The sequence below is a fragment of the Martinezella tropici genome (assembly GCF_003287875.1).
Classification (GTDB): Bacteria; Pseudomonadota; Alphaproteobacteria; order Rhizobiales; family Rhizobiaceae; genus Rhizobium; species Rhizobium tropici_C.
On record NZ_QMKK01000021.1, the window covers coordinates 25,158 to 37,614 of the forward strand.

The window sequence follows — 12,457 nt, forward strand, 5'->3', positions numbered from 1 at the left end:
CTCCATGCACGCTCTAAGCTATGCCGGGGAGGGCCTGGTTGGAGGAAACAGTCATCCAAACATTGCTCGCTAAGCGAAATCGAAATGTCAGGCGGCCATGAAGTTTCGAATTTACACGCACGACCGCGTCGGAAGTCATGCGTACAGGCCCTATTGGCCATGGAACCGGCGATAAAAAGGGGGCCAATCGGCCCCCTCAATTCACTGCATCAGGCGCGTTCGCGGCGCTGGCCGCCATTGCCGCGGCGGCGCATGCGGCCGTTGCCGCCATTGCGTTGTTCGCCCTGGGCGCCGCGCTCTTCATTGTGGCGGCCGGTTGGACGGCCATGGGAATGGCGCTGGCCGCGATGGGCGCCGCCCTCATGCGCGGCGCCGTTGCCGCTGGACTGCCCGTTGTGCTGCTTGCGAGCGGGACGGAAGTCCGAGGTGGAGACGAGATCGTTGTCGGCTTCCGGACGCGGCGTCGGCTCGTTACGGCGCTGGCCGCGGAAATCGGCATTGCGATTGTTGTCGCGCTGCGGACGATCGTCGCGTTGGCGGCGTTCCTGGCGCTCGCCGTTCTCACCACGGGTTTCGCCGTTTTCGTTGTCGAAGAACGGACGGCGGGCCGGGCGCTGCGGGCGGCCTTCGCCGCGCTCGCGTCCCTGGCCGTTCTGGCCTCTGCCCTGGCCGCCATTGCCGCGATTACCGTTACCTTGGCCGCCGCGACTCTTGCCGCGAACGGGACGGCCGCGATCGGCCGGAGCCTCGCCGCTGGCAACGGCGATCTCGATGCCCATCAGGCGCTCGATGTCGCGCAGCAGGCGGATTTCGTCAGGAGCGCAGAAGGCGATGGCGATGCCGTCGCGACCGGCGCGCGCGGTGCGGCCGATGCGGTGGACATAGGCATCCGGCACTTCCGGCAGGTCGAAGTTATAGACATGCGAAACGCCGGGGATGTCGATGCCGCGGGCAGCGACGTCGGTCGCGACGAGAACGCGGACATCACCATCACGGAAACCCTTGAGCGCGCGCTCGCGCTGGCCCTGGCTCTTGTTGCCGTGAATGGAGGCGGCGGCGAAGCCGACGTGATCGAGGTGCTTCATCAGCTTCTCGGCGCCATGCTTGGTGCGCAGGAAGACGATGGCGCGGCCATCCGGATTGGCAGAGATGGTTTCTTTGAGGATCTCGGTCTTGTGGTTCTGGCCGGCAACGAAGTGGACATACTGTTCCACCTTGTCGGCTGCCTTGCCCGGAGGCGAGACTTCGACCTTGACCGGGTTGGTCAGGTAGTCGGAAGCGAGATCGGCGATCGCCTTCGGCATTGTGGCCGAGAAGAGCAGGGTCTGGCGCTTGGCCGGAACCATCTTGGCGATCTTGCGCAGGTCGTGGATGAAGCCGAGATCGAGCATCTGGTCGGCTTCGTCGAGGACGAGGTGGGTGACATGGCCGAGCGACAGGGCGCGGCGGTTGATGAGGTCGAGGAGGCGGCCGGGCGTTGCGACCAGAATATCGGTGCCGCGCTCGAGCTGGAGCTGCTGTTTGTTGATCGACGCGCCGCCGACCACGAGGTTGATCCGCAGCTGCGTCTTGCGCATGAAGAGACGGAGGTTATCAGCGATCTGATTTACCAGTTCGCGGGTCGGAGCGAGGATCAGCGTGCGGACGGTGCGGTTATCGGGACGCTTGGCTTCCTTCAGCAGCATCTCGATGATCGGCAGGCCGAAAGCGGCCGTTTTGCCTGTGCCGGTCTGGGCGAGGCCGATGAGATCACGGCCCTGGAGAACGAGCGGGATGGCCTGAGCCTGGATGGGCGTTGGCGTCGCAAAGTTGTTCTGCGACAGTGTATCGACGATCTGCTTGGAGAGACCAAGCGAGTGAAAATCGGTCAATTCAATACCTTTCGGGGCGCCAAAGCAAATAGGCCGGATCGCACCATGCGGTCCGGTCTGTCTCTGGCGTCAAGAACCCCGCGTGAAGTGGGAACTTGTAAGTTGGAAATAGCTTTCCCAGCGCATCGGCCGCAGCGCCTGGCGCGGCCTCATTCATAAAAGCGCTTTTGTCCTTCTCTTGCGTACAGATTGTCCCGCAGGGCACGCTCACGCGGCGGCCGGAAGGTGAAAGCTGAGGCGCATTTGGTCTTAAACGTCAGGAATGTCAAGAGGTGTAAGCGAAAGCTTTTCATCAGGCGTACAAAAATGCCGCCGAAATCCGGCGGCATCCAAGATCTGATAAGGGCGCATGCCTTCGATAAAGCAGTTCCTGATCCTAGCGGCAAACCTCGACGCGATAAGGGCGGCCCCAGCCATCGTGACGCCATGCCCAATAGCAGCTGGGGTAGGGGCGTACATAGACGCGCTCGTAGACTGGGCCGTCATAGTAGGCCGGATATGCCGGATAATAAGCCGGGTAGGCGGGCCGCGCAGCCCCGGCGATCAAGGCGCCGCCCACAACACCGGCGGCAAGACCGCCGAAGAAGGCACCGCGGCCGGACGCGTTGGCGGTAGTGGCGGTTGCGGTGGCGGCGCTGCCAAGCGTCAGCGCGATCAAACCGGCCGTCGTTAATGTGCGAAGCACAGACATTGACATCCCTTTCCCAAAACACAGGCTGGCTCCTAGCCAAACCCGAGCTTGACGTTGCGCAGGAAAGGGGGCGAAGTCGCGGCCAAAAAGGGCGGCGCGAAATTAAATTTCGTTCATGATCTGGAGTATAAAGCCTTTGATTTTCAATTAGAAATCTGTAGGGACACCGCCCTCTGCCTTGCGCTTAGCGACAAAGGCGTCGAGTTCCTCCTCGATTGCCGGATCGAGCGGGGGCCGTTCATAACGCTCGAGCGTTTCCTTATAGACACGGTTGGCATGATCGTAAGTCGTGGGCCGCCCGGCTTCCGTCCAGGTTTCGTTGTTTCGCCAGTCCGACAGGATCGGCGAATAGAAGGCGGTTTCGTAGCGGGCGAGCGTATGCGCCGTGCCGAAATAGTGGCCGCCGGGACCAACGTCGCGCACGGCGTCGAGCGCCAGCGCATCGCTGCTGACGTCGAGCGGCGTCAGGAATTCGGCGACCATCTGCAGCATGTCGACATCGAGGATGAACTTCTCGAAAGAGGCGGTAAGCCCGCCCTCGCTCCAGCCGGCAGCATGCAGCACGAAATTGCCGCCGCCCTGGGTCAGTGCCCACAGTGATAGCGCCGATTCGTATGCCGCCTGGGCGTCGAGCGTATTGGAAGCGTTCGTATTGGAGGTGCGGTAGGGGATGCCGTAGCGGCGGGCGAGCTGACCGCCCGCGATGACGGCCTTCATATATTCCGGCGTGCCGAAGGCGGGCGCGCCCGTCTTCATGTCGACATTCGAGGTGAAGCCGCCATACATGACCGGCGCGCCCTTGCGCACCATCTGTGTGAAGGCGAGGCCGCAGAGCGCTTCGGCATTCTGCTGCACCAGCGCGCCGGCGATCGTCACCGGCGCCATGGCACCAGCCAGCGTGAACGGCGTCACCACGACTACCTGGCCGCGCGAGGACATTTCGATGATGCCCTGCAGCATCGGTCCGTCGAGACGCAGCGGCGAGGAGGAGTTGATGATGGTGAAGAGCGAGGGCTCGCGCTCCATCTGCTCCATGCTGATGCCGCGGCCGATGCGGGCGATCTCGATGGCATCGAGATTGCGCTGCTTGCCGAGCGAATAGCAATGGAATGCCTTGTCTGTGAGCTTGACGATGTCGGAGAGGCAATCGAGATGGCGGACCGACGCGTGGATATCGATGGGCTCGACCGGATAGCCGCCGGTCATGTGAATGACGTCGTAAGATTGGGCGAGCTTGATGAGCTTGCGGAAATCCTCCTGATTTCCCGCCCTCCGGCCACCCTCGCGGTCGGCGACGAAGGGGGCGGAGGCAACCTGGGCGAAGACGAGATTGCGGCCGCCGATTTCGACGTTTCTCAACGGATTGCGGGCATGCAAGGTGAAGGCCGAGGGGATCGAAGCGATCAGCTCCATGATCATGTTGCGATCGAAGCGGACGCGTTCCTTGCCCGGCGTGACATCGGCGCCGGCCGCCTTCATGCGCTCGCGCGCTTCCGGCAGGATGATATCCATGCCGATTTCTTCGAGAATGGTCAGCGACGCCTCGTGAATATCGTCCAGAGCCTCAGGCGACAGGAGTTCCGTGCGAGCGAGATTGTTGACCAGATTGAGATATTTCGTGCCACTCGGCTTGCGGATGCGCTCGGCGCCGCGCCCTCCGGCCCGCCGCCGCCGTTCGCCCGTCGCAGTCGCGATCTGCGCTTCGTTCAAGGTCAGGCTTTCTTCGTCGCTCATGGCGCTCGCTCCCAATGATCTGTTGACCGATTCTTGGCAGAGTTTCCCTCCGTGTGCCGCCGTCGTTTGCGACCAAGGGATGACCGTTATAGGACAGTGCATAGTCTGAACGCGACGTTGGCGCGGCCGCCAAACATGGTTAAGGCTTTGTTAAAGCCACTTGTGCTAGAGCGTCGTTTCATGAACTATCATGCGCGGTGAAAAGAGAGGCTCCGTTTGACCCTGGACGGTGAACTGCTCGACATAGCGTGCCGCCGGATCGCCAATCTGGACAGGCCCGCCTACATCAAGAACAGCGAGCTTCGGTACGTCGCCGTCAACGATGCCTATGCGCGTTTTTTCGGTCGCGATATTTCCGATTTCATCGGCAACCGCAGCCAGGATCTTCTCGATGCCGGTGAGAGTGCCGATAGGGAGGACAAGGAGCGCCGCGCCCTCGTCTTCGGTTCGGAGGAGGTTGCGCTTTGCTTCGATGCGTCGGGCCGCCAGCGTTCGCGCGTGGAGATCGAGAGCTTTTCCCCGTCGGAAGACCGTGTCTACATATTCGGGGTGTTCTTCGCCGTACCGGCTGTCGCGCGCGATGCCTCCTCTGCCGGGGCAGTGCAAAGCGAGGCTGATGAGCCCGACTTTTTCCGCAGCATTCTGGAAGGTCTGCCGGTTGCCACATTCGTGCGCGATTCCAACCATCGACTGGTCTATGCCAATGCGGCCCATGCCGATATCACCGGGCTCGATCGCAAGGAAATGCTCGGTAAGACCGAGCATGAAATGTTCGACGTCGGCGCCGACGACTTCTTCGTGAAAAACGAAGCCGTGCTGCAGGGCGGGCAGGGCCACGAATTCGAAAGCGAAATCGTCGACCGAAAACAGGTGACGCATCCGGTGAAAATTCGCCTCAACCGAACGACGACGGCGGAGGGAAAGCATTATGCGGTGGGTTCGGTCACCGATACTTCGGCGCTGAAGCAGCGTGAGATGCAACTCATCGAGGCGCAGGCCCGTGCCGAAGCGCTGCATCAGGATCTCGATAACATCCTCCGCTCGATGCCGATCGGCGTGCTCATCCATAATAGCGACCATATTGTCGAATACGTCAACGATGCCTTCTACGACATTTGGGAATATTCGAAGGACGAGCGTTTCGGAGGCCGCCCCTATCGCGATATCATCGCCAAGCACTATTCGCTGGCACGTTTCGGCGCCGATGGCCGCAGCATCGACGACATTTATCAGGCGTGGCTGACCACGCTGCGCAAGGGCGGCGCGCATCTGCAGACGGAAGTGAATTTTGCCGACGGCAAATCCGTCATCATCGATGCGCGCCAGATTTCCAATGGCCGGACATTGATGTCCTACACGGATATTTCGTCCGTGAAGCAGCAATCCAAGGAGATCACCGAGACCCGACTGGCGCTGGAACATCTCGGCGAGTTGATGGCTGATGCCATGCAGGCCATGTCGCAAGGTCTGCTGATCGTCCAGGATGGCACGATCCTGCTGGCCAACGACCGGCTGAAAGACATGCTGAAACTCCCGGCCGAGCTCCTGGAGATCGGCAAGGACTGGTCTGCTGCGTTCGACTATTGCGCGGAACGTGGTGACTTTGGCGATGGTTCCGATGGTCTGCGGGAATCATGGGCGCAGAGCGTTGCGGCGGGCAAGCCGATCTCCTGCGTCTTCCAGGTCGTCGGCGACCGCTGGATACAGCTCGGCGCCGCGATCGGCGAGCATCGCCGCTGGACGGTGGTGTTCACCGATGTCACCGAGATGAAGGAACGCGAGGCGGACCTGCAGCTGCTGCTGGCGCGCAGCAATGCGGCGGACCGCGCGAAATCCGAATTCCTGACCCATATGAGCCATGAAATCCGTACGCCGATGAATGGAGTGCTGGGCATGGCGGAGCTGCTCGGCAAGACGGATCTCGATCCGCGGCAAAAGACCTTTGTCGATATCATCGTCAAGTCGGGCAATGCATTGCTGACCATCATCAACGACATTCTCGATTTTTCGCGCATCGACACCGGCGACATGCATCTGCGCAAGATGGCATTCGATCCCGCCGAAGCTGTCGAAGACATAGCGACGCTGCTGGCCGCCGCCGCATCGGAAAAGAATGTCGAGCTGATGGTGCACATCGCTCCCGGCGTGCCGGCGGCGATGCTCGGCGATGCCGGCCGCTTCCGCCAGATCGTGACCAATCTCGTCGGCAATGCGATCAAGTTCACTGAACGCGGCCATGTGCTGGTGGAGCTGAACAGCCAGCCTGCGCCGGACGACAACATATTGCTCGTGCTCCGCATCGAAGATACCGGGATCGGCATTCCCGCCGAGAAGCTCGATACGATCTTCGACAAATTTTCGCTGGCGGATTCTTCCTTTGCGCGGCGCCTTGAAGGATCAGGTTTGGGCCTTGCCATTACGGCAGGCCTCGTCGATCTTTTCGGTGGTTCGCTGTCGGTCGAGAGCGAATGGGGCAAGGGATCGGTTTTCACCGTCCATTTGCCCATGCCGCTGGTCGCCTTGCGCGGCAAGGCTCCGGAGCTGCCGGCCAACGTGAAGCGCGCCGGGATCCTGATCGTGGAAGATGATGAGATCCATCGGCGCATCTTGACGGAGCAATTGGTGCAATGGGGCTTCGACAGTCATGCGGCCGAGGACGGCAAGACCGCGCTTGCCATTCTGGATGCCGCGTTCAACATGGGCGTATCGGTCGACGCGATCATCGTCGACTACAGCATGCCCGGCATGAACGGTTATCAGATTGCGAGTGCGGTACACGCCGACGCACGTTTCGAATCGTTGCCGATCGTATTTCTGACATCGATGGGTGTCGCCAGTCGCGATAAGGATTTTACCGCCGTCAATGGTCAGGCGCATCTCATGAAACCCGTGCGTGCCAATGTCCTGCGCAACACGATCATTGATGTCGTGCGCGCGTCGCGACGGAAAAACGCGGGCGAACAGCCGGGCTCCACCGCCCGGCCGTTGCCGATTGAGGCGGAGGCCGCAGCCGCAATCGAAGCCGCCGACCGGATGACGCCGGCTATACCTGGCAACACCATCGACGTTCTCGTGGCCGAGGACAACGAGGTGAATCAGATTGTCTTCACGCAGATCCTGCAGGCGACGGGACTTCGCTTTCTCGTCGTGGAGAACGGCCAGGCGGCGGTGGACGCATGGCGTCAATTGCGGCCGTCGTTGATCCTGATGGATGTTTCCATGCCGGTCATGAACGGCCATCAGGCGACGCGCATGATCCGGCAATTCGAGGCACAAGCCGGGCAGGGATGGCACGTGCCGATCATCGGGGTAACGGCACAGGCATTGGACGTCGATCGCATCGCATGCATGCAGGCGGGCATGGACGACTGCCTGTCCAAACCGATCAGCCCGGAACTTCTCGAAGCGAAGATCCAGCGCTATCTCGGCGATGCCGTTTTCCAGGCCGATCGTTCCAACAGCTAGGGTTGAGATCGATGGACCCGGGAAGGTCGGCGAGCTTTCGGCCATTACGTTGGTCGGCGTTCTCAGCCATCGGTCGAAACGGTAATGGATCTCCATGCTTCGATCTCCTGTTTGAGACGCTCGATCCTGTCCGTCACAAGTCCAAGGGCGTCGCTGCCGAGCAGGAGCTGCGGCGGAGGCGCGTCGGATTCGATCAAGTCCAATACGGCGGCCGCGAGCTTGTCGGGATCGCCGAGCTGCTTGCCGCTTTTGGCCTGCCGCGCCTGGCGGATCGGGTCGAACAGCGCGTCGTAGTCGGCGATCGAGCGCTCGGTCCGGACCATCGAGCGGCCGGCCCAGTCTGTCCTGAAAGAGCCGGGGCATAGGGCGGTGACCCGAACGCCGAACGGGGCCATTTCCGCACGCATGACTTCGGAAATGCCTTGAAGGGCGAATTTGCTTCCACAGTAATAGGCGATGCCGGGCATGGTGATCATGCCGCCCATCGAAGTCACGTTGACGATGAAGCCGCTACGCCTTTCGCGGAAGCGCGGTAGGAAGGCCTTTGCGACCGCAACCGCGCCGAAGACGTTCACGTCGAACTGGCGCCGCATCTCCTCGATGGGCGACTCTTCAAGAATTCCCTCGTGGCCATAGCCGGCATTGTTGATCAGAACGTCGACTGGTCCATGGTCTTCTTCCACCTGTCGCACGACGTCGGCTATCCGGTCGAATTCCGTCACATCGCACAAAACGGACCGGGCTGCCGGCAAACGTTCTGCCAGATCTGCCCGCGACTGTTCCGAGCGGACGGTGCCGATAACCTTATGGCCGTTCCGGATCGCGGCGGCTGCGATTGCGAAGCCGAAGCCGGAATTCGCTCCGGTGATGAAGAAAGTCTTCTGTGACATGATAGATGTTCTCTTCTTGATTGGTTGATGCTTATGACTGATAATCTTCCAAATTGTTGTTAGCGATCGCGAAAACTATGACTATCTTGCCAAATCCTATGAATAAGAAGGACCAATGGTCGAGGCGTCGGGAGTTGGTGGAGCTGGCGGGCCTTCTTGCTCCTCGCCAGGGATACAACCCGACCGGGCTTGCCGGCGTGCGCCTTCTTAGAACCGAAGCGGTCCTTCATGACGTTCCCGTGCTCTACAAGCCGGGCGCGGTATTCGTGCTGCAGGGCCGAAAGCAGGGCATGCTTGAGGGCGAAGTCTATCTCTACGATGAGGAGCACTATCTGGCGATATCGGTACCCGTTCCGTTCCGCATGGAATCCTCGGCCAGCCCAGACCGTCCCTTGCTCGCGGTTTACGTCGAGTTCGATATGCTTCTGGCTGTAGAGATCGCCTCGGAAGTGGGGATGAGACGCTCCGAGCCGAAAGCCGGCAAGGTGCGAAGTCTGGTATCGAGCAGAATGGAGCCGGTTATCGAGGATGCCGTGCTGCGTATGCTGCGGGCGCTGTGTGATCCCGTCGAACTCGCGGTTCTTGGGGCAGGCATCTTGCGCGAGCTGCATTACCGGGTGCTCGTCGGCCCGCAGGGCGGCGCGATGATCTCGGCCCTGCAGCAGCGGGGCACATCCGGGAGGATCGTGCGAAGCCTGGTGCGGTTGCGCGAAACCTACGGTTCGGAGATTTCGGTCGCTGCGCTGGCGCATGAGGCGGGCATGAGCATTCCCTCCTACCACGTCCATTTCAAGGCCCTGACGGGCAGCAGCCCGATACAGTATCTAAAGGCCATGCGGCTCCACGAGGCGCGGTTGATGCTTGCGCGCCAGGACAAGACGATCGCCGAGGTCGCTACATCGGTCGGCTATGACAGCCCCGCGCAGTTCAGCCGTGACTTCAAGCGACACTTTCGGCGGACGGCCTCGGAGGAGGCCAATTGGGTTCGCCAGCATCTGGGCGAACTGGCCTGAATGCTCGCGACAATCGTCTTCCGACCTCAGGCCGGCTTGACGCCGCAGAGCATTTCGCGCTTGCCGGCGAAGCCCTTGCGCCGCTCCACGATAAATCCTGCAGCCTGCAGGTTTCGCCTTACGAAACCGGCTGCTGCATAGGTGGCGAAGGTGCCGTTCGGAGCCGTCTTGTCATGGAGTGCCTGCATCAATTCCGGCGACCACATGTCGGCGTTGCGGGAGGGTGCGAAGCCATCGAGATACCAGGCATCAAAGCCCGGTTCGGCGCGACTGACGCCTTCGAGAGCCGGGCCGCAGACGACGCTGAGGCGCGTATTTGCATCTAGCCTCAGCGACACGACACCCTGCGGGTTGTTCGGCCATGCTGCGGCAAGAGCCTGGCGCTCCCTATCGATTTCAGGCCAGTGCGACAGCGCGCGGTCGATCTCCTCTGCTTTCATGGGATAGAGTTCGAACGACATGACGTGCAGTTGTGAGCCCGGGGCTGCCTGCTGCCGCCACTGGCGCCATGTCTCGCAGAAGTTCAGTCCGGTGCCGAAGCCGAGCTCGCCGATGAGGAAATCCTGCCGCCCCTGCCAGCGGGCGGGCAGGCCGTTGCCAGCCAGGAAGACGTGCCCGCATTCCAGGCGGCCGTCGGTCTGGCAATAAAAATGATCGCCAAAAGCCGTCGAATAGGGCATATCGCCGTCGCGCCATTCGAGCTCCGGGCTTGCCACAATGGTTTCGGACGTCTCAGTCCGATCGGAAACTGGATCTGTCATGGAAAGAGCCGATAATCCCACACGACCCGTCGGTCAATCATCTGTCGATCTGTTGATCGTCGGCGGCGGGATCATGGGCCTTTGGGCGGCCGTTCATGCCGAGCGTCTCGGCATTCGCGCCCTGCTCGTGGAAGCCGGCCATTTCGGGCAAGGGGCGAGCGGCGGTCTGCTCGGTGCGCTGATGCCGCACATGCCGAACAAATGGTCTGACAAGAAGCAGTTTCAGTTCGATGCGCTCGTCTCCCTGGAAGAGGAAATCGCAGTATTGGAGGCAGAAACCGGGCTTTCGGCCGGCTACCGTCGCGCCGGCCGGCTGATCCCGCTGCCGAAGCCGCATCTCAGGCAGATTGCGCTTGGGCATTCCCGAGATGCGGAAACGCATTGGCGCCAGGATGAACATGAATTTCACTGGCATGTGCTCGATGCGGCGCCCGTTTCAGGCTGGATCGACCCCGCCGCCGGCGAAAGCGGTTTCGTCTTCGATACGCTTGCGGCGCGGGTTGCTCCGCGGGCCTTGCTGAATGTGCTTCGGAGGTATCTTGCCGGAGCCACGCACGTGCAACTTGCCGAGGGTGTGACCGTCGAAAGCATCGATCCAGCCAGAGGACTGGCGACCATGAGCGAAGGCGATATCCGCTTCGATCGCTGCATCCTTGCTGCCGGCCATTGGTCGTTTCCGATTCTCGACAGGTTGACGGAAGGCCGCAAATCCTCGCTTGGCCAACCGGTGAAGGGGCAGGCGGCCATGCTGAAGGCCGATGTCGACGGCAGCCTTCCGGTTATCTTCCGCGATGGCCTCTATATCGTTCCGCATGAGGACGGATTGGTCGCGGTCGGCAGCACGAGCGAGAATCACTTCGACGACCCGTTGTCGACCGATGGGCAGCTTGACGATCTTCTGGCGGCAGCGCGCATCATGGCGCCGGTGCTGGCCGGTGCGGAGGTGGTGGAACGCTGGGCCGGCCTGCGGCCGAAGGCGGTCGATCGCGATCCCATGGTGGGTGCGCATCCCGACCATCGGTCGTTGATTGCGTTGACGGGCGGCTTCAAGGTGAGTTTCGGATTGGCGCATCGGCTGGCCGAGGCGGCGGTGCGGCAGGCGGCGGATATGGCTTGTAGTTTCAAATTGCCGCAGAGTTTCACTTTAGCAAGTCATATTTCAGTCATATCACATAAAACGTGAAGTCACGCCCCTTTCGGGTCGTTAATCTGTCACGCAAATCACCTATCTCCTTGGCCATCGGTGCCGGTTCGGCCTGTTGGATGTTGCGCCCTGGAGGGAGATTTTATGCGCTATGCCATCTGCTTCACACCGTCTGCGAGCGATCCGCTGACGCTTGTGGCGGCGAATTGGCTCGGGCGCAATGTCTATTCCGGCGAGATGGTCGAGCCGCCTGCGGTCCGAGGGCTCGGTATTCATGAGATTGCCTTCTATACCGCCGTTCCCCGCCGCTATGGTTTCATGGGCTTGCTGAAGGCGCCCTTCCGGCTGGCGGACGATATGTCCGAGGCTGCGCTGTTGCGTGACCTCATGCGGTTTTCCGGCTCGGTCGCGCCTTTTGAAATTCCCCAGCTGGAGGTCGCGCGGCTCGGCGGAGCGCTGGGCCTGGTTCCGTCCACACCCAGCCAGCAGATGCATTTCCTGGCGGCATCCCTGGTTCAAGCCTTCGACCAGTATCGCGCGCCATTGACCGAGGCGGAGATCGAGCGGATCGATCCGGACGGCCTTTCGGCGACGCAATTCGCCAATCTGCACCGCTGGGGCCATCCGCACGTGATGGACGAATTCCGCTTCCAGATGATGTTGACGGGTACCGTCGGCCCGGCTGATCTGCAGCGCATGGAGCAGGCATTGCGCGACTTCTTCGAGCCGGTGCTTGCCGCACCGGTTCCCGTATCCAATATTGCGTTGATGATGGAAGATGGTTCCGGCGGTCCCTTCCGCGTGCATTCGCTGCATCCGATGGGAAAGATCAGTGCCCGGAAAATCGCGTAGGATAGCGCGGCGGCCCACCATTGAAGAGAAAGTGAT

At 61.3% G+C, this 12,457-nt stretch carries 9 protein-coding genes; 4 read left to right on the top strand and 5 right to left on the bottom strand.

Features of this window, described 5'->3' with window-relative positions:
• Positions 1-209 precede the first annotated feature (209 nt).
• The 3 genes from DQ393_RS04430 to DQ393_RS04445 all read right to left on the bottom strand — a co-directional run bounded on the left by DQ393_RS04430 (position 210) and on the right by DQ393_RS04445 (position 4,296).
• Entirely contained in the window at positions 210-1,871 is a 1,662-nt protein-coding gene (locus DQ393_RS04430) for a DEAD/DEAH box helicase (RefSeq protein WP_112340596.1), read from the bottom strand.
• 376 nt (positions 1,872-2,247) lie between these two features.
• Entirely contained in the window at positions 2,248-2,562 is a 315-nt protein-coding gene (locus DQ393_RS04440; RefSeq protein ID WP_112340598.1) for a hypothetical protein, read from the bottom strand.
• Between the two features lie 147 nt (positions 2,563-2,709).
• Positions 2,710-4,296, bottom strand: a complete 1,587-nt coding sequence (locus tag DQ393_RS04445; RefSeq protein WP_112340599.1) for a trimethylamine methyltransferase family protein — start codon at positions 4,294-4,296, stop codon at positions 2,710-2,712.
• A 216-nt stretch (positions 4,297-4,512) separates the two neighbouring features.
• On the opposite strand from DQ393_RS04445, the gene DQ393_RS04450 reads away from it, so the two are divergent.
• A complete protein-coding gene (locus DQ393_RS04450) occupies positions 4,513-7,761 on the top strand; it encodes a response regulator (protein WP_112340600.1) in 3,249 nt (1,082 codons plus the stop codon).
• A gap of 62 nt (positions 7,762-7,823) precedes the next feature.
• On the opposite strand, the gene DQ393_RS04455 is transcribed toward DQ393_RS04450, so the two are convergent.
• The gene (locus tag DQ393_RS04455) at positions 7,824-8,651 is read right to left on the bottom strand and encodes an oxidoreductase (RefSeq protein WP_112340601.1); all 828 of its coding nucleotides are present in this window, start codon (positions 8,649-8,651) and stop codon (positions 7,824-7,826) included.
• A gap of 83 nt (positions 8,652-8,734) precedes the next feature.
• Here DQ393_RS04455 and DQ393_RS04460 point away from each other — a divergent pair, with 83 nt between their 5' ends.
• Complete coding sequence (locus tag DQ393_RS04460; protein WP_112340724.1) at positions 8,735-9,664, top strand: AraC family transcriptional regulator; 930 nt, start codon at positions 8,735-8,737, stop codon at positions 9,662-9,664.
• A gap of 26 nt (positions 9,665-9,690) precedes the next feature.
• Here the strand turns inward: DQ393_RS04460 and mnmD are convergent, their stop codons facing one another.
• The gene (gene mnmD, locus DQ393_RS04465; protein WP_112340602.1) at positions 9,691-10,425 is read right to left on the bottom strand and encodes a tRNA (5-methylaminomethyl-2-thiouridine)(34)-methyltransferase MnmD; all 735 of its coding nucleotides are present in this window, start codon (positions 10,423-10,425) and stop codon (positions 9,691-9,693) included.
• On the opposite strand from mnmD, the gene DQ393_RS04470 reads away from it, so the two are divergent.
• Positions 10,424-11,608, top strand: coding sequence for an NAD(P)/FAD-dependent oxidoreductase (locus DQ393_RS04470; RefSeq protein ID WP_112340603.1), 1,185 nt, complete (start codon positions 10,424-10,426; stop codon positions 11,606-11,608). The two genes, mnmD and DQ393_RS04470, sit on opposite strands and share 2 nt — an antisense overlap.
• A 105-nt stretch (positions 11,609-11,713) precedes the next feature.
• Positions 11,714-12,421: a DUF1045 domain-containing protein gene (locus DQ393_RS04475; RefSeq protein ID WP_112340604.1), complete on the top strand. Its 708-nt coding sequence runs from the start codon at positions 11,714-11,716 to the stop codon at positions 12,419-12,421.
• Positions 12,422-12,457 lie beyond the last annotated feature (36 nt).